Source organism: Photobacterium sp. 1_MG-2023 (genome assembly GCF_030547945.1).
Lineage (GTDB): Bacteria > Pseudomonadota > Gammaproteobacteria > Enterobacterales > Vibrionaceae > Photobacterium.
This window is the reverse complement of record NZ_JAUORR010000004.1, coordinates 275,016-296,604: the sequence shown is the minus strand read 5'-3', so window position 1 is coordinate 296,604 and position 21,589 is coordinate 275,016. Positions and strand designations below refer to the sequence as shown.

The 21,589-nt window shown below is 48.0% G+C and carries 20 protein-coding genes and 1 riboswitch; of the genes, 14 read left to right on the top strand and 6 right to left on the bottom strand.

All coding sequences use genetic code 11. The annotated features are described in order from the left end of the window. The 3 genes from rsxC to rsxA all read right to left on the bottom strand — a co-directional run. The coding region (gene rsxC, locus Q4579_RS06290; RefSeq protein ID WP_303562535.1) for an electron transport complex subunit RsxC at positions 1 to 2,240 on the bottom strand (2,240 nt) is incomplete at its 3' end. Between the two features lie 5 nt (positions 2,241 to 2,245). After that, the gene (gene rsxB, locus Q4579_RS06285) at positions 2,246 to 2,830 is read right to left on the bottom strand and encodes an electron transport complex subunit RsxB (RefSeq protein WP_303562534.1); all 585 of its coding nucleotides are present in this window, start codon (positions 2,828 to 2,830) and stop codon (positions 2,246 to 2,248) included. Between the two features lie 5 nt (positions 2,831 to 2,835). Beyond that, positions 2,836 to 3,417 carry an electron transport complex subunit RsxA gene (gene rsxA / locus Q4579_RS06280; RefSeq protein WP_211647498.1) on the bottom strand — a complete coding sequence of 194 codons (582 nt, stop codon included), beginning with the start codon at positions 3,415 to 3,417 and terminating at the stop codon, positions 2,836 to 2,838. Positions 3,418 to 4,083: 666 nt separating this feature from the next. Between rsxA and uvrB the strand changes: the two genes are divergently transcribed. From uvrB to Q4579_RS06265, 3 genes are all read left to right on the top strand, one after another. Continuing rightward, positions 4,084 to 6,105, top strand: a complete 2,022-nt coding sequence (gene uvrB / locus Q4579_RS06275; protein WP_303562533.1) for an excinuclease ABC subunit UvrB — start codon at positions 4,084 to 4,086, stop codon at positions 6,103 to 6,105. Between the two features lie 392 nt (positions 6,106 to 6,497). Further along, positions 6,498 to 7,937 (top strand): quorum-sensing sigma-54 dependent transcriptional regulator LuxO, encoded by a 1,440-nt coding sequence (luxO, locus tag Q4579_RS06270; protein WP_303562532.1) that lies wholly within the window; start codon positions 6,498 to 6,500, stop codon positions 7,935 to 7,937. Next, on the top strand, positions 7,938 to 8,297 hold the full coding sequence (locus Q4579_RS06265) for an Hpt domain-containing protein (protein ID WP_211647501.1): 360 nt from the start codon (positions 7,938 to 7,940) through the stop codon (positions 8,295 to 8,297). On the opposite strand, the gene yvcK is transcribed toward Q4579_RS06265, so the two are convergent. The 3 genes from yvcK to Q4579_RS06250 form a co-directional block, all read right to left on the bottom strand. Then, positions 8,259 to 9,170, bottom strand: a complete 912-nt coding sequence (gene yvcK, locus Q4579_RS06260; protein WP_303562530.1) for a uridine diphosphate-N-acetylglucosamine-binding protein YvcK — start codon at positions 9,168 to 9,170, stop codon at positions 8,259 to 8,261. The genes Q4579_RS06265 and yvcK overlap by 39 nt on opposite strands. A 117-nt stretch (positions 9,171 to 9,287) precedes the next feature. Then, complete coding sequence (locus tag Q4579_RS06255) at positions 9,288 to 9,863, bottom strand: LON peptidase substrate-binding domain-containing protein (protein ID WP_211647503.1); 576 nt, start codon at positions 9,861 to 9,863, stop codon at positions 9,288 to 9,290. A 208-nt stretch (positions 9,864 to 10,071) separates the two neighbouring features. Next, on the bottom strand, positions 10,072 to 10,299 hold the full coding sequence (locus Q4579_RS06250) for a hypothetical protein (protein WP_211647504.1): 228 nt from the start codon (positions 10,297 to 10,299) through the stop codon (positions 10,072 to 10,074). Positions 10,300 to 10,508: 209 nt separating this feature from the next. Next, positions 10,509 to 10,654: riboswitch (molybdenum cofactor riboswitch) on the top strand. Between Q4579_RS06250 and moaA the strand changes: the two genes are divergently transcribed. The 11 genes from moaA (at position 10,643) to oppF (ending at position 21,445) form a co-directional block, all read left to right on the top strand. Further along, the gene (gene moaA, locus Q4579_RS06245; protein WP_303562529.1) at positions 10,643 to 11,632 is read left to right on the top strand and encodes a GTP 3',8-cyclase MoaA; all 990 of its coding nucleotides are present in this window, start codon (positions 10,643 to 10,645) and stop codon (positions 11,630 to 11,632) included. Its footprint overlaps the riboswitch before it by 12 nt. A gap of 32 nt (positions 11,633 to 11,664) precedes the next feature. After that, entirely contained in the window at positions 11,665 to 12,165 is a 501-nt protein-coding gene (moaC, locus tag Q4579_RS06240) for a cyclic pyranopterin monophosphate synthase MoaC (protein WP_303562528.1), read from the top strand. After that, positions 12,162 to 12,407 carry a molybdopterin synthase sulfur carrier subunit gene (gene moaD / locus Q4579_RS06235; RefSeq protein ID WP_303562526.1) on the top strand — a complete coding sequence of 82 codons (246 nt, stop codon included), beginning with the start codon at positions 12,162 to 12,164 and terminating at the stop codon, positions 12,405 to 12,407. The genes moaC and moaD overlap by 4 nt, the downstream gene beginning before the upstream one ends. Before the next feature lie 20 nt (positions 12,408 to 12,427). Beyond that, the gene (gene moaE, locus Q4579_RS06230; protein WP_303562552.1) at positions 12,428 to 12,877 is read left to right on the top strand and encodes a molybdopterin synthase catalytic subunit MoaE; all 450 of its coding nucleotides are present in this window, start codon (positions 12,428 to 12,430) and stop codon (positions 12,875 to 12,877) included. A 648-nt stretch (positions 12,878 to 13,525) separates the two neighbouring features. Beyond that, positions 13,526 to 14,593 carry a porin gene (locus Q4579_RS06225; RefSeq protein ID WP_303562524.1) on the top strand — a complete coding sequence of 356 codons (1,068 nt, stop codon included), beginning with the start codon at positions 13,526 to 13,528 and terminating at the stop codon, positions 14,591 to 14,593. A 631-nt stretch (positions 14,594 to 15,224) separates the two neighbouring features. Next, complete coding sequence (locus Q4579_RS06220) at positions 15,225 to 15,395, top strand: hypothetical protein (protein WP_303562522.1); 171 nt, start codon at positions 15,225 to 15,227, stop codon at positions 15,393 to 15,395. Between the two features lie 452 nt (positions 15,396 to 15,847). Further along, entirely contained in the window at positions 15,848 to 17,482 is a 1,635-nt protein-coding gene (locus tag Q4579_RS06215; protein WP_303562520.1) for an ABC transporter substrate-binding protein, read from the top strand. 79 nt (positions 17,483 to 17,561) lie between these two features. Further along, on the top strand, positions 17,562 to 18,482 hold the full coding sequence (gene oppB, locus Q4579_RS06210) for an oligopeptide ABC transporter permease OppB (RefSeq protein ID WP_211647511.1): 921 nt from the start codon (positions 17,562 to 17,564) through the stop codon (positions 18,480 to 18,482). Between the two features lie 15 nt (positions 18,483 to 18,497). Next, positions 18,498 to 19,409, top strand: coding sequence for an oligopeptide ABC transporter permease OppC (oppC, locus tag Q4579_RS06205; protein ID WP_211649522.1), 912 nt, complete (start codon positions 18,498 to 18,500; stop codon positions 19,407 to 19,409). An 81-nt stretch (positions 19,410 to 19,490) separates the two neighbouring features. Beyond that, a complete protein-coding gene (locus tag Q4579_RS06200; protein ID WP_303562517.1) occupies positions 19,491 to 20,456 on the top strand; it encodes an ABC transporter ATP-binding protein in 966 nt (321 codons plus the stop codon). Further along, positions 20,456 to 21,445 carry a murein tripeptide/oligopeptide ABC transporter ATP binding protein OppF gene (gene oppF, locus Q4579_RS06195; protein WP_303562516.1) on the top strand — a complete coding sequence of 330 codons (990 nt, stop codon included), beginning with the start codon at positions 20,456 to 20,458 and terminating at the stop codon, positions 21,443 to 21,445. The genes Q4579_RS06200 and oppF overlap by 1 nt, the downstream gene beginning before the upstream one ends. Positions 21,446 to 21,589 lie beyond the last annotated feature (144 nt).

The window sequence follows — 21,589 nt, the reverse complement described above, 5'->3', positions numbered from 1 at the left end:
TTTCTTGCTTTCGCGCGGGCAATCGCCGCAGCGACAGCCGCTTTTTTGGGATCGGCTGGCGCTTGCGTTGTTTCAGAAGGCGTTTGCTGATCGTCCGCAGATGCCGCTTCCGGTGCAGCCTGGACCTCAGCTGCTTGGGCTGCTTTTCTTGCTTTCGCGCGGGCAATCGCCGCAGCGACAGCCGCTTTTTTGGGATCGGCTGGCGCTTGCGTTGTTTCAGAGTGCGTTGGCTGAACGTCCGCAGATGCTTCTTCGGGTGCAGCCTGGGCCTCAGCCGCTTGGGCTGCTTTTCTTGCTTTCGCGCGGGCAATCGCCGCAGCGACAGCCGCTTTTTTGGCATCCGCAGTGTCTTGCTTGTCTGCTGATGCGACGGACTGGAATTCAGCCTGTGCATTTTCAGCGTCTGAGGTTTCTCCGGCCGCTTGGGCTGCTTTTTTCGCTTTCGCGCGGGCAATTGCAGCGGCAACGGCGGCTTTTTTCTCATCAGATGAGACTGGTGTTTCAGCAGCGGCTTTTTCAGCTTTTCGTGCTCTGGCTTCTTGCTTGCGTTGTTCGCGCAGCTTGGCCATCTCGCTGTTATCTGGCGCGATGCCCTCTCCGGAACCACCTGCTTGCGCCTGTGCCATGGCTGCTGCCTGCTTGGCTTTTGCTTTCGCGATGGCAGCCGCAACCGCTGGCTTCACTTCAGCACCTGCAGCATCTGCTTCTTTCTTCGCTTTTACACGAGCAATGGCTGCAGCAACGGCATCATCGCCACCCTTGGCCGCCATTTCTTTCTGACGCTGGTCTGCGGCTTTCTTGAAGCGCTGTTCCCGTTCTTCTTTTTCGCGCTCCATTCGTGCTTTTTTCGCTTCAAAACGAAGTTTAGCGCGGTCTGCACTCAGTTCATCTTGCTTGCGGTGACGAATCTCTGCTTTGGCCTGACGATAATAATGAACCAGTGGAATTTCACTTGGGCAAACATAAGCGCAGGCACCACATTCGATACAATCGAACAGGTTGTATTCTTCACACTTGTCATAATCGCCGTCTTTGGCGTACCACTGAAGTTGCTGAGGCAGCAGCGATACCGGGCAAGCTTCGGCACAGGCAGTGCAGCGGATACAGGACATTTCGTCGTTCGGTGACGTCAGCTCTTTGCGGCTGGGTGCTAAAACACAGTTGGCTGTTTTGGTAATGGGCACTTCTGTGTGGGGCAGGGTAAAGCCCATCATCGGGCCGCCCATAATGACACGGGGCAGTTTTTTATCGATTGTGTAACCAAAACGGTTCAGGAGAAACTGAACGGGTGTGCCTAGCAAAGCCCAGGTGTTGCCCGGGGTTTTTACGGCCTGGCCTGTGACGGTGACCACGCGCTGAATCAAGGGTTCGCCGTCAATCACGGCGCGTTTGATTGCGTGCGCTGTTCCGATGTTCTGCATCATGATGCCAATATCGGCCGGAATCCCTTGTGTCGGAACTTCCCGGCCGGTGAGAATTTTGATCAGCTGTTTTTCGCCGCCGGAAGGATACTTGGTCGGAATGACCCGAATTAAGATTCCATCCTGCTCGGTGACGGCTGCTTTGAGGGCTTGGATGGCTTCCGGTTTATTGTCTTCAATCCCGATGACGGTCATTGTTGGCTGCAGTATATGGCTGATGATCCGGATGCCCTGCACGATTTCTTCTGCATGGTCTTGCATCAGACGATCGTCCGCCGTGATGTAAGGTTCGCATTCAGCGGCATTGATGATGAGCAGATCCGTTTTACCCAGCGCACTCTGGAGCTTACGGGCGGTCGGGAAACCTGCACCTCCCATGCCGGAAATGCCACAACTGCGGATATGATCAATCAGATCAGCCGGCTCCATCTGGCGATAGTCTGTAACCGGGTGTTTGTCGCCCCAGCGATCTTCGCCGTCGGGCGTAATGATGATACAGCGATCGGACAGGCCAGACGGGTGGGCGATAGTACGGGATTCAATCGCACGGATCACGCCGGAGGTTGGGGCGTGTACAGGCACACTCAGGGCGACATCAGTTTGGGTCAGCACCTGGCCTTTGAGTACTTTGTCGCCCGCTTTGACAGACAGGCTGCCCGCAGCCCCTAAATGTTGCTTCAGTGGGATGACCAGTTCGTCAGGCAGTAAAGCTTCCGCGATTGTCTGTTGATTCGACTGAGTTTTTTGTTCCGGCGGATGGATTCCCCCCGGAAAATCCCAAAGTTTTCCCAGTTTCAGTTGTTCGATGATAGACAGCATGACGGTTATTCTACCTTTTGGCCGTGGTGCTCAGTGGCAGGAAGGTTGACCACAGGGATTTGATCCAGATTCCAGCGCCAGCTTTCCGGCGTCGATTCGACCGGAATCATTTCAATACAATCGGTCGGGCAGGGGGCAACACAGAGATCACATCCGGTGCATTCGTCTTTAATGACGGTATGCAGTGCTTTGGTTGCGCCGGCAATTGCATCCACCGGACAAGCCTGAATGCATTTGGTACAGCCAATACACATGTCCTCATGAATAAAGGCGACTTTTTTAATGCTTTTTTCGGCGTCGTGGGCGGAGTCTTTGACTTCAACACCCATGAGGTCGGCCAGTTTTTCAATGGTGGCCTGCCCGCCCGGAGGGCACTTATTGATCTCATCGCCATTGGCAATGGCTTCGGCATAGGGGCGACAACCCGGATAACCGCACTGGCCGCATTGGGTTTGTGGCAAAATCGCGTCAATCTGTTCCACAACCGGATCGGATTCGACTTTGAAGCGAATCGCTGCAAATCCAAGAATCAGGCCGAAGACCGCGGCCAGTATGGCGATCGCGATGATGGCAATGAATATTCCACTCATAATACTTACAGTTTCACTAATCCGGTGAAGCCCATGAAGGCAAGCGACATTAAGCCCGCAGTGATCATCGCAATGGATGCACCTTTGAACGGCGAGGGGACATCGGCTGCAGCGATTCGTTCACGCATGGCCGCAAACAGGACCAGAACCAGAGAAAAGCCAACCGCAGCGCCAAACCCGTAAACCACGGATTCAATGAAGTTATGTCGTTCATTGATGTTCAGCAAGGCAACCCCGAGCACGGCGCAGTTCGTCGTAATCAGAGGCAGGAAAATCCCCAGCAACCGATACAGGGTCGGGCTGGTTTTGTGGACCACCATCTCTGTGAACTGAACAACCACCGCAATCACCAGGATAAAGCTCAGCGTACGAAGGTATTCAATCCCGAGGGGCTCAAGAATATAGGCTTCAACCAGATATGCAGATACCGACGCCAGCGTCAGCACAAAGGTGGTCGCCAATCCCATCCCGATTGCGGTTTCCAGTTTTTTGGAGACCCCCATAAAAGGGCAGAGTCCGAGAAATTTGACCAGAACAAAATTGTTGACCAGGACCGTTCCGATCAGAAGTAACAGGTATTCCGTCATACCATCTTTTTAATGCTTGCCAGTGATCCGTACATTATCTGCGTTTGTGAGGTGGATAACAACTCCTGCGCATTCCGGTTTATCAGAGTTGCTGTTTTTTTCATCGGTTTTTTGGGGGTCGCAAAGGGAGTTCAGGTGAAGTTCAGAAAAGGCAAAAATCATCTTGATCTTTGTTAACTCAGTGCGGACAAGGGGTTGACGTACTTATCCACGGAAACTGTGGATAAGTGTGTTGATTGAGCACGGGAAAACTTTTACTGCTGAAACTTTGAACTGAGTCTTTTATTTGTAATCGATATTATTTATTTGTCTAATTCGCTGTTTTTTGTAGGGATGTTGATCGTCAAAATACAGACTTGAGATGATGTGTTTTCGTGTAACTGGTGGGAAATTCACCAAAATGGCTTGTGTATGAAATCCATTGCTCTGAGGAAAAGCTGTGGAATACAGCGCATGTTCTGAATCTGGATTGATTCGAAAGGAAAGCGCTGAAACAACAAAATATTGACGTTTTCAATCAACATTTATGAGTAGCAAGGGGCATGATGTTACGCCGATGATTTGCTAGGGTCAATACTTCATTTTAGGTTTCTTTATTGACAACCGAATCCCCGGTTGCACAATGGGAACACAATCTACCTCACCGGCCTATTCTGGGATTATGTCATGAGTAAAGCGTTTCAACTGGCTTCGTCTTTTTCTCCTTCGGGTGACCAGCCTACAGCAATCAACCAACTCCTGGAGGGCTTGGATTCGGGTCTGGCGCATCAGACCTTGCTCGGTGTCACAGGTTCGGGCAAAACCTTTACCATGGCGAATGTGATCGCTCAGGCGAACCGACCCACTTTAATTCTGGCGCCGAATAAAACTCTGGCGGCACAGTTGTACGGTGAGATGAAAGAATTTTTCCCGGAAAACGCCGTAGAATATTTCGTGTCTTACTACGATTACTATCAGCCAGAAGCCTATGTGCCGACAACAGATACCTTTATTGAAAAAGATGCATCTGTGAATGCTCACATTGAGCAGATGCGGCTGTCTGCCACCAAAGCCTTACTGGAGCGCAGGGATGTGGTGATTGTCGCGTCCGTTTCTGCAATTTATGGCCTGGGCGATCCGGATTCCTATCTGAAAATGATGTTGCACCTGCGTCGGGGCGATATGATTGATCAGCGTGACATCCTCCGGCGTTTAGCCGAATTGCAGTACACCCGAAACGATCTGGCGTTTGAGCGCGGTACTTTCAGAGTGCGCGGGGAAGTCATTGATATCTTCCCGGCAGAGTCTGAGCATGACGCAATTCGCATTGAGCTCTTTGATGAAGAAGTTGATCAGATCAGCCGCTTCGATCCGTTAACGGGCGCTGTGATTCAAAAAGATCTGCCCAGGGCAACGATTTATCCGAAAACACACTACGTCACCCCGCGTGAAAAGATTCTGGAAGCCGTTGATCAGATTAAGGCGGATTTACAGATCCGGCGCCAGCAACTGCTCGACAACAATAAGCTGGTGGAAGAGCAGCGGATTACTCAGCGTACACAGTTTGATCTGGAAATGATGCATGAACTGGGTTACTGCTCCGGGATTGAGAACTACTCTCGCTACCTCAGTGGTCGTGCTGAGGGTGAGCCGCCACCAACCTTGTTTGATTACCTGCCGCCGGATGGCTTGCTCATTATTGATGAGTCCCATGTGACGGTGTCGCAGATTGGCGCGATGTTCCGGGGAGACCGTTCCCGGAAAGAGAATCTGGTGGAGTACGGCTTCCGCCTGCCTTCCGCGCTGGATAACCGCCCGATGAAGTTTGAAGAGTTTGAAGCCATTGCCCCACAGACAATCTATGTCTCGGCGACGCCCGGGGACTATGAGCTGGCAAAATCAGATGGGGATGTGGCCGAGCAGGTGGTGCGACCGACTGGATTATTGGATCCCATCATTGAAGTGCGTCCTGTGACGACTCAGGTGGATGATCTGCTCTCTGAAATTCGGATTCGTGAATCTCTGAATGAGCGGGTGCTGGTGACGACGCTGACCAAGCGCATGGCAGAAGATCTGACTGAATATCTGGATGAGCACGGTGTCCGGGTGCGTTATCTGCATTCCGATATTGATACCGTTGAGCGGGTGGAAATTATCCGGGATTTACGATTGGGTGAATTCGATGTGCTGGTGGGGATTAACCTGCTGCGGGAGGGGCTGGATATGCCGGAGGTATCTCTGGTTGCCATTCTGGATGCGGATAAAGAAGGTTTTCTGCGCTCCGAGCGATCTCTGATTCAGACGATTGGCCGGGCGGCCAGGAATCTCTCAGGAAAAGCAATTTTGTATGCGGACCGAATCACGGGGTCCATGCAGCGTGCGATGGGAGAAACAGAGCGGCGTCGTGAAAAACAACAGGAATACAATCAGCAGCGTGGCATTGAGCCGCAGGCGCTGAATAAGCAAGTCGCTGACATTCTTGAACTTGGTCAGGGTCGCACCCGTCGTACCAGCAAAGCAGAGCAACTTCACAAAGTGGCTGAGCGACAGGGGACATATTCAGTGATGTCGCCGCAGGAGCTGGAACTGGAAATTCAGAAGCTGGAAGCGCAAATGTACGATATGGCACAGAATCTTGAGTTTGAAAAAGCAGCGCAGATACGCGATCAGATCCACCGCTTGCGTGAGCAGTTTATCGCAAACAGTTAACTTTTTTGTCCTCAGATTGGCAGTGACAGACGTTCGCTGCCAGCTTTCTCAAACAGCAGATAAAAAAAAGCCAACCGGAAATGAGTTCGGTTGGCATCATTGTTTAAGTGAAAATATTCCACAAACAACGTCAGTTGGCTAGGTTGACTCTATCAGAGTCGTAATAATAGATGCAGTTACTGTGCCAACTTTTTTACCCTCCGGAAAAAGTCGTTCAGTGGGATTTTTCCCACACACAGCGCACAAAAAAGTTATACTAAGGATGTAGGTTTTGCATTTTGCAAACCGATTTGCAATGCGAAATGGAAAAGTTCAATAATGCAAAGATATCAGCAGGCAGTCATTTTTTCTATTGATTACAATTACATCAATAATTCTGCTTTGGAGGATGCATGGAGAATCAGCTGAAAGTACGGCAGGTTCTGATGGTCGAAGATACGGCTTCAGTGGCGGCTTTGTACAAATCCTACCTGAATCCTCTGGGTTTGGATGTCAAAATTGTTGGCACTGGATCTGATGCGCTCAAAGCATTTCAATCCTTTGTGCCCGATCTGGTTTTACTGGATTTACGGTTACCGGATATGACTGGGATGGCGGTTCTTGAAGAAATCCGGCAAAACCATCCTAAGCTACCGGTCGTGATCATGACAGCCCATGGTTCCATCGATGTGGCTGTGGAGGCCATGCGGTTTGGCGCGAAAGATTTTCTGATCAAACCTTGTGAAGCGGATCGGCTGCGGATCACGGTCAATAATGCGTTGAAGCGCGAACAGGAAAACAGCCGAACCCGGGCAGATTTGACACAAGGTGCACAATATCAAGGCTTTATCGGAACCAGTTTGCCGATGCAGGCCGTTTACCGTGTGATTGAATCGGCGGCTTCCAGTAAGGCAACGGTCTTTATTACCGGCGAAAGCGGAACCGGGAAAGAGGTGTGTGCCGAGGCAGTCCATGCGGCCAGTCCGCGCTCGAACATGCCTTTTGTGGCCTTAAACTGTGCCGCGATTCCGAAAGAGCTGATTGAAAGTGAGTTGTTCGGGCATGTCAAAGGTGCCTTTACGGGTGCACTGACCGAACGGCAGGGTGCTGTGGAACTTGCGAACAAAGGCACCTTGTTTCTTGATGAGCTTTGCGAAATGGATTTGGAATTGCAAAGCAAATTGCTACGCTTCATCCAAACCGGCACTTATCAGAAGGTGGGATCTTCGGTCACGAATTCGGTGGATGTCCGTTTTGTCTGTGCGACCAACCGAAATCCCTGGGAAGAGGTGAAGCAAGGCCGATTCCGTGAAGATCTCTATTATCGACTCCATGTGATTCCAATCAGTCTGCCGCCTTTACGGGAACGTGCGGACGATGTCATTGAAATTGCACATGCTTTGCTCGGCCACATCTCAGTTGAAGAAGGAAAACGCTTCAGCCGTTTTGCGCCGGATGTGCTTGAACGGTTTCGTTATCACACCTGGCCGGGGAACGTCCGGGAACTGCAAAATGTGATTCGGAACATTGTTGTATTGAATGATGGCGAAGAAGTGCGCATGCAAATGCTTCCGCCATCGGTAACCTCAGATTCTGGCGCTGAAATTGCATCTTATCCTGGTGAGCCCACGCCGTCTGTTTCGGTTGTTGCTGCTGAGAAGCCTCAGGCAACGTCACCGGCCCAGATTGAACCTTTGTGGAGCGTAGAGAAACGCACGATTCAGAATGCCATTGCAGTTTGTGATGGAAATATTCCTCGTGCGGCCGGACTGCTTGAAGTGAGTCCCTCTACGATTTATCGAAAGTTACAGGCTTGGCAAGAGGCTGAAAGTAGTCAAAGGGAGAAAGAGTAGATGACTGCCATGATTAACGAAGCAACATTAAAGCGGCTGGCTGAAGAAGTTGGTCAGGAAACTGTTGCACTCTTGCTTGAAGTTTTCAGCGGTGAGTTAGAGCAGTACTTACAGCAATTGGCAGAGCAGCCAAGTGTCATGCAAGTCCGCGAAATCAGTCACGCAATTAAAAGCAGTGCGGCCAGTTTCGGGGCCGATGATTTAGCCCTGATGGCTCAGGAGTGCGAGTCCCGTGTGAAACAGGGGCAAGAAACTTGGGTCAGTGAACACTTACCTGAGCTACAGGAACTGGTTGGTGATATGGCGCAACAGTATCGACATTTAGCCTCGAATCAGGAGGCTTTCAACCGCATTTTTTAATTTCTGTCTGTCATGACGCCATTCGTGGTTGCGGGAGGCAAACTCCCCAACCACTTGTTCATAATCCGCTGCAAGCTCCGGATGGTGTTGTGCGGACAGAATGCCATCGATTTTTCTTCCCCCCATTGCACGTTCACACCAGTGCAGCATGGTTTCCAGCGACATTTTCCCCGCCGGTCCTTTTTCTTTGTCGAGATTGGCAATGAAGTAAATCGGCGCGTCACACACTTTTAATTCATGGGCAAGATCGCTCAGGAGTAATGGCGGCATAATGCTGGTCAGAAAGCTGCCTGGCCCCAGCAGGATCAAATCAGCTTGTTTGATGGCAACCAGTGTTTCTTTGGTTGCCGGAACGGATGGCTCGATCAGTAAGCGCTTGGGGATCTGTTGGAGTTCATCAATACTGGTTTCGCCGCTGACAATTGAGCCATCCGGGAGCCAGGCTGCCAGATCAGTCGGATGTTCGGACATCGGCAGAATATAGGTGTCGACGTGTAAAATTTCCCGGATCAGGTTGATGGCTTCTAAGGGACGGATACACAGATTATCTAAGGCGCTCAGGATCAGGTTTCCCAGATTGTGACCGTTGAGATCCCCGTTGCCTCTGAACCTGTATTCAAACAACATGGATCCGATAGAAGGTTCCGTAATGAGCTGATTAATACAGTTCCTGGTATCGCCCCAGGCAATGCCCCCCATGGAAGCACGAATTCTGCCCGTGGAACCGCCGTTATCTGTCGTGGCGACAATACCGGTGACATTGGAACCTAAGTCAGAAAGTGAAGAAAGGATTCGTCCAAGCCCGTGGCCGCCACCAATAGCAACAACTTTTGCGCGTGATAATTGAGAATCAGAAGAGGGTTGGCTGGTCATGTGCTTGTGCCTGAGAGTGAATATTCTGCGAACAGAGTGTACCGAAGGCCAGCACAGCAATAAAGATAAAATTGGGCGCCCATAGAATGTCACATGATGGGCGCCATACCTTAGAGATCAATGATTTTGCTGCATAATACTTTGCAGATAATCATAGGTATCCAGACAGTCCGGTGCAGTCAGTAATGCTTGCTTCTGGAATGCCGGCATCGGTAAAAGTTCTAGCCAGCGCTGACACAACCAACTCAGATTATTCAGATGTTTGGTCTGGTGCAGTTTATCCAGCTCCGGGTGGTTCTTAAACATCACATTGAGTTTTTCAGCCAGTTGTTGCTGATCTTGTTTCAAAGCCATATCCGGCCATTGCGGAATTTCTTCCGGTTCAGCATAGAACACACCATTATCCGCTTGATGCAATGCCTTGATTCGAAAATTGTTCTGACCATACAGCGTAGCGATCAGGGCGCCGTCCTGACTGGAGATGTCAAAATCCTCGACAGTCACTCGGGTACCGATATAGCAAAAATGCTGGCCATGTTCGTCTTCATCAAACATGCAGATACCAAACCCATTTTCTGAGGCCAGGGCAACTTTAAACGTTTCCATCTGGCTGCCAGGTGGGATTCGCACTGGGATCCGACCGCCAGGCAGGATGTGACGCTGTTGAAATATCAATGGGATCATGTCACTCATAGTCGGCTCCAATTTTTTTCATTTTCATTGGACTTTTTGTCTTTTCGGTAATGCTCACTCATAACACTGCAAATTAGATGCCGGATTTTTTTGCCCAGAATCACGCTCTCATGAAAATGCCACCGATTCGATATGCAATTCGCTTTGCAAAATGCAAAATCAGCGTGCAATTTGCGTCATATCTTGCGTTTCACGAACAGGGTAAGCGTTACTTTTGGTTCGCGATTATTTTCATGGCAGCATCGCTGGGCAGTAATTCAAGATGATTCTGTTCATCAAAATACCACCCCTTGATGAGCCCTTTGGCTCTCATGTCAACAAAGCCATCAATGACCTGTTTGGCTTGTACGCGGGCCAGTTGTGCATCGATGCCTTCTTCTCGCTGCAAGTAGACAGCAATGTCTTCGAGCGTTGCGCATTCAACAATGTCTGACATAACTCCCCCTCAACCTGATCAAGGACAATAAAACGCTACTCCATAGTAGTATTGTCGCAACTCTGAGTGAGGGGTAGACTTATAAAGGTAATTCTCAATTATTTGTCAATCAGAGTGAAACTCTGGTAGTGTAAATTTACAACGCTGTTGTGTGTTTTCTGTAAAGAGTGTGAAAGTTCTTTGTAAAAATATCTGACACATACGCATAACTGCCATCATAACTCCGAGCGGTATGTCTCTAAGTCACTTGTGATATGAGGCTGGCGCCAGTAGCCGGCATGTGCCGGACTGCTCAGGGCAAGTTCAGAAATGGACTCGCCTCCCGTATTTGGAAAGGTGTTCCGTGGCTCAACAATTTGAAGATAATTTTCAGCGCAAGTTTTATTACTTGCGCCTGTCGATCACTGATGTCTGTAATTTCAGGTGTACCTATTGCCTGCCCGATGGCTATCACCCTGAAAAAGGGAGGAAACCTTCCTTCCTGACGCTGGATGAAATCCGTCGTGTCACTGCCGCTTTTGCGGACTGTGGGACAACCAAAGTTCGGATCACCGGCGGTGAGCCGAGTTTGCGGCGGGACTATACAGACATTATCCGTACTGTTGCTTCGCAACCCGGTATTGAAAAGGTGGCTACGACCACCAACGGTTACCGGATGGCTAAGCATGTCCATGAATGGCGTGCTGCAGGTCTGACCCACATTAATGTCAGTGTGGACAGCCTGGATCCCCGTCAATTCCATCAAATTACCGGCGAGAATCTTTTCCATCAGGTGATGGCTGGGATTGATGCCGCTTTTGACGCAGGTTATGAGCAGATCAAAGTGAACACGGTGTTGCTCAAAGGCATGAATGCTGAGCAATTACCCCAGTTCCTGGCCTGGATCAAAACACGTCCGATTCAACTCCGGTTTATTGAACTCATGCAGACAGGGGAGATGGATACTCTGTTTCAGAATCATCATGTTTCGGGTGTCAGTATCCGCAATACGTTGATTGCAAATGGCTGGTTACTCAAAGCCAAAAGTCTGAATGATGGCCCGGCACAGGTGTTTTATCACCCCGACTACCTCGGGGAAATCGGGCTGATCATGCCTTATGAAAAAGGTTTTTGTACCACCTGCAATCGTCTGCGTGTTTCTGCACGGGGCAAACTGCACCTGTGTTTGTTTGGTGATCATGGCGTTGAGTTGCGTGATCTGCTGAGTGATGATCACCAGCGCGATGCGCTGATTGCCCGGATTCGCGGCGGACTGAATGAGAAATCCGTGAGCCACTATTTATTGGACGGCAATACAGGCATGACACCGCACCTGGCTTCCATCGGCGGCTGATGTCTTTCAACAGAATAAAAGAAGAGATTTCAATGACTGAACTGACTCATATTAATGCTTCCGGTGAAGCCAACATGGTTGATGTTTCTGCCAAAGCGGACACCGTTCGGGAGGCAAGAGCGGAAGCTTTTGTCTCGATGTCGGAGGAAACACTGACCCTCATTCTTTCTGGTCAGCATCATAAAGGCGATGTCTTCGCCACAGCCAGAATTGCGGGGATTCAGGCTGCCAAGAAAACCTGGGATTTGATTCCATTATGCCACCCGCTTTTATTGTCGAAAGCGGAAGTTCAGCTTGAACCCGTCCTGGAGCACAATCAGGTTCGGATTGTCTCAACCTGTAAGCTTGCGGGGAAAACGGGGGTGGAAATGGAAGCCCTGACTGCAGCCTCAGTTGCTGCGCTGACGATTTATGACATGTGTAAAGCGGTCCAGAAAGACATGGTGATCGGACCCGTCAGATTGCTGGAAAAACGAGGGGGCAAATCCGGTGATTTCTTCGCTGGCACGGCACAACAGGGAGAATGCTCATGATTACCGTGATGTTCTTCGCTCAGGTACGGGAGCTTGTTGGCGCGGAGCGAATCGAGGTGGCCGCTGATTTTTCTGATGCGGAAGCCTTGCGTGCCTATTTATCCTCTCAAGGAGAGAAATGGGCGTTGGCGCTCGATGCGCAACGTTTGCTGGTGGCTGTCAATCAGACGATTACCGCTTTCGATACACCTTTACAGGATGGCGATGAAGTGGCGTTCTTTCCACCGGTCACCGGAGGTTAATGATGGAGAATGATCAAATCGTGAACGACAGCATTCGGGTGCAAACGGAAGACTTTGACGTGAGTCAGGAGTATGACCTTCTGGCCCAGGGGTCACAGGCGGGGGCTGTCGTGACGTTCACCGGTAAGGTCCGCGATATGAATTTAGGGGAATCGGTGACGAGCCTGACCCTGGAGCACTATCCGGGCATGACGGAGAAATCTCTGGTGGGTATTGTGGCTCAGGCAAAAACACGCTGGCCTTTGCAGGCAGTGACCGTCATCCATCGTATCGGACATCTGATATCCGGAGACCCGATCGTGTTTGTGGGTGTGTCCAGTGCACACCGTGGCGCAGCCTTTCAGGCGTGTGAATTCATCATGGATTATCTGAAAACCGAAGCCCCATTCTGGAAAAAAGAAGTCAGGGAAGGAGAGTCGAAATGGGTGGATGCCCGAGAAAGTGATCAAGCAGCGCGGCAACGCTGGTAAAAATGTTGTGAAATAATTTCCTTCCCCCTGTTTTTCTCTAGCTTCCCGAGAAGATAGAGAAAAACACCCACCTCACACCCAGAAGTGGTTTTTACCTCTTAAAGTTAAAGTATTTTTTGATATTTTCATCTGTTCATTTGATCGGAAGTGGAATAATGCTTTGATTGTGTTTGCATAATTTTTCGAAATAAATGCATTGAAAGCATTGTGAGTTAACGAATCATTGAGAGGCAGCTTTTTGCACCGCTGACGGTCTCATACATTGCATTAACAACATAAAGTGTGAAATTCGACACTTTTTTGTGGCAATCGAAAATCGAGCTCCGGCAAAAGTTCCCAAAAACTATTATATCATTTTTATTCGATTGTTTACCTTCTTATAACCTTTAACGATTAATCTGCTGTTCGGTTTTGTGAATATACAGACTGATACTATTCATTGAAAACCATTAACTGTGATTTTTTATTCTAATCTTATGGGTTTATATTCATGGTGGATCGTGATCACATTTCGGGTTTTGGTGGTTTTTTGTTCTATTTTGTTGCTGTATTGTTGAAATGTTCTATTGCGTGGTCATTCAGTGCCTGTTAAGTTTTTGTCGTCCTTGGATGGGGCCGAATAACACAAAATCGTTACAGGAATGTAAAATGAAAAAGACACTTTTAGCAGTAGCAATTCCTACCTTACTGATTGCAAACGCAGCGAATGCTTATGAACTCGTTAACGAAGAAGGAAAGTTCGTTAACTTCTACGGTCAACTTCGTACTCAAATCGAAAAATATGAAGATAAAGACGTAACACTGAACGCGGGTTCATCTCGTGCTGGTGTGAACGCCAAATACGCAGTGAACGATGATCTGGATGTTGTCGGTACCGTAGAATTCGGTGTGGGCTATAAAGAAGGTTCATACGACATGGCAAACCGTCTGCATTTCGCAGGTTTTGCTAGTCAGGTGGGTACTTTCACTTTTGGTCGCCAGTGGATCTCTACTGATGACGTTTGGGGCGCTGATTACTCTTACTTCTTCGGGGGGACTGGTATCAGTCAGACTTCTGAAAAACTTTCCGGCGGTCGCCATGACTCTGCTATCAAGTACAAATTCGAAGGCGAAAGCTTCTGGGTAAACTCAACGTTTGGCCTGTCTGAAGACGACACAAACGCCGAGCTGGGTGAATTGTACATTGGTACTTCTGTCGCTGGTTTTAACCTGCACGCAGGTGGTGGTTACTACAATGACGCAAGCTTTACAGTTGGTAAAAACGAAAACAACAATGATGCAGAAGTAACTGCTGACATCGAAAGCACTTACTTTGAAGGTACAGTCGAGCGTACTTTCGGTCCTGCAACGGTTGGCTTCACGTACAACAATGGCTCATTTGAGCAAAAGAATACTGGCACAAAGCGTACTGTTGACGTAGACAGCTTCATGCTGGCGGGAACTTACAGTGTTGCGAGCAATGCCAGCATCTACGGTGGTTATGAGTTCTCTGATTTTGAAGCAGAAAATGGTACTCAGAGCATGTCTGATGACTACACCGTGATTTATCTGGGTGGTGTATATCACCTGAACAGCTGGTCACGCGTGTATGCTGAGTATGGCTATGCAGACGGCGCAACCATCGGTTATAAGAATGACGCAGCAAATACCACTGTTGCTCGTGGCGTGAAAGATGCTGAAAGTTCATTCGCTGTTGGTTACCGCGTTTACTGGTAATCACGACGTTTGACCGCAGTGCGTAACTTGCAAACACGACTGCCTGAACCCGGTGCCTTGGTGCCGGGTTTATGTCTATCAGGCAGCAGAAAAAAGCAAGCAAAAAAATAGCCCCGTTCGGGGCTATTTCATTTCAGAAAATCTCAGATAACAGTCGACTTTATTTGATGCTTTCTTCGTCTTTCACTTTTCGTGCGGGTGGCATGTAGCCATGACGAACTCGTGAAGGGCTGGGGCGTGAAGCGCCACCTGCTGGTCTCATAGTTTACTCTCGATCACTCACGGTTTTACAGGAACAGGTTGTATTGGAAGTGTCATCACTGCTTCTGATTGAATAACCCTGCCAATAACGCAGATATTAGCGCTAAAAGTTCGGTTGAGATACTCGAAAATGACAGCGAAATGCGATTGTGAAAACAAAATCTAACAGCGTTTTTTTTATATGCTTTTGTTCTTAAAAACAGCGTTCAGCAGAGCAGGATATTTTGTGCCATAGTTAATCATTGTGGCTGATATCAACTGAGCGAATTGCGAAAACGCTGAATGGTACTGTAACAGTCAGGCATTCGTTTAAAAGTCATGTGGTTACAGCTCACAACGGCGATTTCTTTTGTTAAACAAGGGAGGCGTTATGAAGCACAGACGAGTATCCAACAAGCGAGTGAAGCAATTGCTGGAAGAAGCCGGAATCAGAGATCCGCATCAGGACGCAATACGTCACGATTCTGACACGATGCGCGAACATCAACAGCGTCAGCAGGGCAATGATAAAGATTTTACGATTGAGTCTGATCGAAAATAAGATGATTTCATTTCAAAAAGCGTCATTTTTGGCGCTTTTTTTGTGGGCATTGATCAAGATTTTATACTTTCCAGATTGAATAAAAAATTTCAATTGATAGCACGCCGATTAAAATAGCGATTTATTGGGTTTTTATGCATTTTATTTGCTTGATTATTGGTGTTATCAGTATGTTTGGCTGTATCGACTGTTTGAAGCAGTGATTGTGGCTTATCTCTCTGTTTTGGTGATTCCTGTTGGTTTTATTATCTTATCTAATCGATTTTATGAGGTGTGATCTCTGTTTTTGTGATGATTTTATGGCAAATATTGTTAGTTACTGTTAAAGTTCCCAATCAATTCTTCGGTCAAAATTGTATTGTTGATTGGAATAACAATGCATGAAAAAACTTCTCGTTTAACTGACTGAAGAACGCCATGGACGCAATGAAATAATGTATTGGAGATAATGCATGTTTAAGAATAAAATTACTCAGGCACTTCTACTGGGCGCAGGTGTTTCTGTTGCTGCGGCTTCTTTTTCGACAATGGCTGCGCAAGTTCCTGCCGGTGTCAAACTGGCTGATAAGCAGGAACTGGTACGCGGTAATGGTACTGAGGTTGAATCACTTGACCCACAAAAGGTTTCAGGGGTACCTGAATCAAATGTGATACGTGATTTGCTGGAAGGATTAGTGAATCAGGACGGAGAAGGGAATCTTGTTCCAGGTGTAGCTAAATCTTGGGAGACAGAAGACTCCAAAACTTGGCTTTTCCATTTGCGAGAAGATGCTAAATGGTCAAATGGTGATCCTGTTACAGCTGAAGACATCGTATATGCATGGCAACGTTTAGCAGACCCTAAAACGGGCTCACCCTACGCTTCTTATCTAGAAATGACCACCATGAAAAATGCTGAAGCTGTCGTGAAAGGTGATAAGCCTGTAGATAGCTTAGGTGTTGAAGCACTAGATAAGCATACGATAAAAGTAAGCCTAGAAAAGTCAGTACCTTACTTTGCATCAATGCTTGTTCATACTTCAATGAAACCAGTTAACCGAAAGGTTGTTGAAAAATTTGGTGATGATTGGACGGCCCCTAAAAACTATGTTTCGAATGGTGCATATAAGCTAAGTAACTGGGTAGTTAACGAGCGAATTGAGCTAATTCGTAATGAGCAATATTGGGATAATAGCAACACTGTAATCAATAAGGTTACCTATTTACCGATTGAAAACCAAGTCGCTGAGATGAACCGCTTTTTAGCTGGTGAAGTTGATGTAACTTACGAAATGCCTAATGAGCACTTCAAACGTCTTTTGAAAGAATATCCTGAAGATGTAAAAGTTACCCCATACTTGTGCTCGTACTATTATGAATTTAATACGGAACGTAAACCTTTCGATAATGTTAATGTTCGAAAGGCACTTTCATATGCGGTTGATCGCGAAATTATTGCTAATCTCGTTGTAGCGAAGGGCGAAACACCAGCATACAACTTCACACCTCTGGCAACCAATGGACTTGAGGTGGAAATGCCAGAATATTCAACGCTTTCTCGCCAAGAGCGCATCGCGAAAGCGAAAGAGTTATTAAATTCTGCTGGCTTCGATGAAAGCAATCCTTTGAGTTTTAAGCTGCTTTATAATACATCAGAAAACCACAAAAAAGTTGCTGTTGCTATCGCCTCAATGTGGAAGAAGAATCTTGGTGTCTCTGCTGAACTTGAAAATCAAGAATGGAAAAGTTATTTAGATTCAAAGCGTCAGGGCAACTTTGACGTATCAAGAGCTGGTTGGTGTGGTGATTATAATGAAGCATCAACATTTTTGGGTATTATGAAAACTGGTCACTCTCAGAACTATCCAAACTATTCAAGTAAGGCTTATGATAAAGCAGTTGATGATGCATTAAACTCTAAGTCAGATGCTCAGCGATCTTTGGTATATAAAGAGGCTGAGTCTATCTTAGCGAAAGACATGCCTATCCTCCCTATTTACCATTATGTTAATGCTCGATTGGTTAACCCTCATCTAGAAGGGTATCCAATGAAAAATCCAGAAGATAATATCTTCACAAAAGATCTTTATTTTGTTTCAGATAAATAAAGTTAAAAAATTATAAATATACACCACCTTCTAATTGAAGGTGGTGCTCATCTGTCACAGCTATTAGTCGGTAACAATTATGATTAAATTTGTTGCAAAACGGATTTTTGAGGCGATCCCTACCTTGCTGGTACTGATTACGATCTCATTTTTCCTGATGCGCTTCGCACCGGGTAACCCTTTCTCAAGTGAGCGCCCACTGCCACCGGAAGTCATGGCAAATATTGAAGCAAAATATGGCCTGGATAAGCCAGTTTTTGAACAATATACAACGTATCTGGTGAATATTCTTCATGGCGATTTTGGTCCGTCTTTTAAATATAAAGACTTTACCGTGAATGAATTGATTCAAGATGCATTGCCTGTTTCAGCGAAGATTGGTTTCTTTGCGTTTATCTTCGCGTTAGTTATGGGGGTCACGGTTGGAACCATTGCCGCGTTGAAACAAAATACCTGGATGGATTATCTCATCATGTCGACCGCGATGGCCGGTGTGGTGATGCCTTCCTTTATTCTTGCACCCGTTCTGATTTATATCTTCGCGATTAATTTGCATTGGCTGCCTGCGGGCGGTTGGCAGGGGGGCTCAATTGAATTCATGCTGCTGCCTATGTTTGGTATGGCGCTGTTGTATGTAGCGACTTTTGCCCGGATCACACGCGGCAGTATGATTGAAACCCTGAACAGTAACTTTATCCGGACCGCTCGTGCAAAAGGCCTGAGCTATCCGTACATCATCGTCAAACATGCCCTGAAACCCGCATTGCTGCCCGTTGTGTCTTATATGGGACCGGCATTTGTAGGCATCATCACCGGATCTGTGGTCATTGAAACCATTTTCGGCCTGCCAGGCATTGGTAAGTTGTTCGTGAACGCTGCCTTTAACCGTGACTATTCACTGGTCCTTGGCGTCACGATTTTGATTGGTACGCTGACCATTTTGTTTAACGCCATTGTTGATATTGTGCTGGCGTATATCGATCCGAAAATCCGCTATTAAGGAAACTGACCGATGATGTTGACTAAAAAAGAAAACGTAGAAGCGGTTGAGAAGTTTTCAGAACAGCTGGAAATTGAAGGCCGTAGTTTGTGGCAGGATGCCCGTACCCGCTTTATGCGTAATAAAGCGGCCATGGTCAGTCTGTCGATCTTGTTTCTGATCTGTCTGGCTGTGATTTTTGGCCCGATGTTCAGTCAGTACGCATTCGATGATACAGACTGGTATGCCTTGCATGCTGCGCCAAGTCTGGGCGCAGAAGGGCATTTCTTTGGGACCGACAGCTTGGGACGTGACCTTTATACCCGAACGCTGATTGGTGGCCGGATCTCGCTGATGGTGGGGATTCTGGGGGCGCTGGTTGCTGTGGTGATCGGTACCTTATACGGTGCGACTTCTGGTTTTATTGGTGGCCGGACGGACCGCATTATGATGCGGATTCTGGAGATTCTGTACTCCATCCCATTCATGTTCTTCGTGATTGTCCTGGTAACTTTCTTTGGCCGAAACATCATGCTGATCTTTGTGGCGATTGGTGCGATCTCCTGGCTGGATATGGCGCGTATCGTCCGTGGTCAGACGTTGTCGCTGCGTAGTAAGGAATTTATCGAAGCAGCACATGTTTGTGGTGTCAGCCGCTGGAACATCATTACCCGTCACATCGTTCCGAATGTGCTGGGGATTGTTGCGGTTTACTCCACCTTGCTGGTGCCGCAAATGATTCTGACTGAATCTTTCCTGAGTTTCCTTGGCTTGGGTGTTCAGGAGCCAATGACCAGTTGGGGTGCACTGCTTCAGGAAGGTGCTCAAACAATGGAAATTGCCATCTGGCAGTTGATGTTCCCGGCAGCCTTCATGGTTCTGACCCTGTTCTGCTTTAACTATGTTGGTGATGGTCTGCGTGACGCACTGGATCCAAAAGACAGATAAAACCAAGCAATATTCATTGCCGCTGTACGGTTCCCCCTACTGATTTACGGACCGTACAGTGGCAGGAAAAGGAAGCAAGTTATGAGCCTATTAGATGTCAAAGATCTGCGTGTCGAATTTACAACCCAGGACGGGATTGTAACCGCAGTGAACGATTTGAACTTCTCACTGAATCAGGGTGAAACTCTGGGTATTGTGGGTGAATCCGGTTCGGGCAAAAGCCAGACGGTATTCGCCATCATGGGCCTGTTGGCCAAAAACGGTCAGATTAGCGGCAGCGCGAAGTTTGAAGGCCGTGAGATTCTGAATTTGTCTGAGCGCGAATTGAATAAGATTCGGGCAGAACAAATTGCAATGATCTTCCAGGATCCGATGACCTCGCTGAACCCTTATATGAAAGTCAGCGATCAGCTGATGGAAGTGCTGATGCTGCACAAAGGCCTGGGCCGGGCAGAAGCTTTTGAAGAAAGTGTCCGGATGCTGGACGCGGTGAAAATTCCTGAAGCCCGGAAGCGGATTACTATGTACCCGCATGAGTTCTCAGGTGGCATGCGTCAGCGTGTGATGATTGCAATGGCACTGCTGTGCCGTCCAAAGCTGCTGATTGCTGATGAGCCAACCACAGCTCTGGATGTGACCGTTCAGGCGCAGATCATGGATTTGCTCAATGAACTGAAATCCGATTTCAACACCGCGATCATTATGATCACGCACGATCTAGGCGTTGTGGCTGGTAGCTGTGACAAAGTCCTGGTGATGTATGCGGGCCGGACCATGGAATACGGCAAGATTAATGAAATCTTCTACCAGCCTGCGCATCCGTATACCGAAGGCCTGCTGAAAGCGATTCCCCGACTGGATACTGAAGGGGAAGATTTACCAACAATCCCTGGCAATCCGCCGAACCTGTTGCGCTTACCGGTTGGCTGTCCATATCAGGAGCGCTGCCATCGCGCAACGAGCCGTTGTACACAAGAGGCACCTTCCCTGCAGCCGTTTGCAGAAGGTCGTTTACGTGCATGTTTTTCTGATGCGGGGACCTGGTAATGCAAGCAGAAAAGAAAGTTTTACTCGATATTCAAAACCTGAAAGTTCACTTTAACATTGCGCCGAAATCTGCCTGGCCGTGGACCAAGCCACTGAAGCTGAAAGCGGTCGACGGTGTGGGGATTCGTTTGTACGAAGGGGAAACACTGGGAGTTGTTGGCGAGTCTGGCTGCGGCAAGTCCACTTTTGCTCGTGCGGTGATTGGGCTAGTTGAAGCCACTGAAGGGAATGTCGTTTGGCTAGGTCAGGATCTGACCAAGCTTGAGCACAATGCGCTGCGTGAGAAGCGCAAAGAAATTCAGATGATTTTCCAGGACCCGCTGGCCTCGCTCAATCCACGGATGACGGTGGGTGATATCATTGCAGAGCCGCTGAAAACATTTTATCCGGAGTTGTCGGATGATGATGTAAAAGCGCGTGTCAAAGAAATGATGAATAAAGTTGGTTTGCTGCCAAACGTAATCAACCGTTATCCGCATGAGTTTTCTGGTGGTCAGTGTCAACGAATCGGCATTGCTCGTGCGCTGATTCTTAAGCCGAAACTGATTATTTGTGATGAGCCGGTATCGGCACTGGATGTTTCGATTCAGGCACAGGTGGTGAACTTGCTGAAGTCACTGCAAAAAGAAATGGGCCTGAGCCTGATCTTCATTGCACACGACTTATCGGTAGTGAAGCACATTTCAGACCGTGTGTTGGTGATGTATCTGGGCAATGCGGTAGAAATTGGGGAAGGAGAGGCATTGTTTTCCGAGCCGAAGCACCCTTACACCAAAGCACTGATGTCTGCAGTCCCGATTCCGGATCCGGAACTGGAACGAAGCAAGACGATTCAGTTACTGGAAGGAGACCTGCCGTCACCCATGAACCCACCTTCAGGTTGTGTTTTCAGAACCCGTTGCCCACAGGCGACTGAAAGCTGCGCTCAGAAAAAACCGCAGCTGGAAGGCAGTGATGTCCATTCGGTATCTTGTTTGAATGTACACTGATTTAAGCCTGTGACAGGCTTTAAGCGCGGCGTAAAACCCGCGCTTTTTTTGTAACACCCAGAATAATACACTGAATCAACATCAAATTTTTCAATACTTTGTTAACAGTTTGTTGATGTAATTGTCGCCAATGGATACATTTTG

Bases quoted from the DNA above. Each gene is read 5' to 3' on its own strand.
- rsxB (WP_303562534.1), bottom strand. From the start codon at position 2,830: ATGAGTGGAATATTCATTGCCATCATCGCGATCGCCATACTGGCCGCG.
- rsxA (WP_211647498.1), bottom strand. From the start codon at position 3,417: ATGACGGAATACCTGTTACTTCTGATCGGAACGGTCCTGGTCAACAAT.
- uvrB (WP_303562533.1), top strand. From the start codon at position 4,084: ATGAGTAAAGCGTTTCAACTGGCTTCGTCTTTTTCTCCTTCGGGTGAC.
- luxO (WP_303562532.1), top strand. From the start codon at position 6,498: ATGGAGAATCAGCTGAAAGTACGGCAGGTTCTGATGGTCGAAGATACG.
- Q4579_RS06265 (WP_211647501.1), top strand. From the start codon at position 7,938: ATGACTGCCATGATTAACGAAGCAACATTAAAGCGGCTGGCTGAAGAA.
- yvcK (WP_303562530.1), bottom strand. From the start codon at position 9,170: ATGACCAGCCAACCCTCTTCTGATTCTCAATTATCACGCGCAAAAGTT.
- Q4579_RS06255 (WP_211647503.1), bottom strand. From the start codon at position 9,863: ATGAGTGACATGATCCCATTGATATTTCAACAGCGTCACATCCTGCCT.
- Q4579_RS06250 (WP_211647504.1), bottom strand. From the start codon at position 10,299: ATGTCAGACATTGTTGAATGCGCAACGCTCGAAGACATTGCTGTCTAC.
- moaC (WP_303562528.1), top strand. From the start codon at position 11,665: ATGACTGAACTGACTCATATTAATGCTTCCGGTGAAGCCAACATGGTT.
- moaD (WP_303562526.1), top strand. From the start codon at position 12,162: ATGATTACCGTGATGTTCTTCGCTCAGGTACGGGAGCTTGTTGGCGCG.
- Q4579_RS06225 (WP_303562524.1), top strand. From the start codon at position 13,526: ATGAAAAAGACACTTTTAGCAGTAGCAATTCCTACCTTACTGATTGCA.
- Q4579_RS06220 (WP_303562522.1), top strand. From the start codon at position 15,225: ATGAAGCACAGACGAGTATCCAACAAGCGAGTGAAGCAATTGCTGGAA.
- Q4579_RS06215 (WP_303562520.1), top strand. From the start codon at position 15,848: ATGTTTAAGAATAAAATTACTCAGGCACTTCTACTGGGCGCAGGTGTT.
- oppB (WP_211647511.1), top strand. From the start codon at position 17,562: ATGATTAAATTTGTTGCAAAACGGATTTTTGAGGCGATCCCTACCTTG.
- oppC (WP_211649522.1), top strand. From the start codon at position 18,498: ATGTTGACTAAAAAAGAAAACGTAGAAGCGGTTGAGAAGTTTTCAGAA.
- Q4579_RS06200 (WP_303562517.1), top strand. From the start codon at position 19,491: ATGAGCCTATTAGATGTCAAAGATCTGCGTGTCGAATTTACAACCCAG.
- oppF (WP_303562516.1), top strand. From the start codon at position 20,456: ATGCAAGCAGAAAAGAAAGTTTTACTCGATATTCAAAACCTGAAAGTT.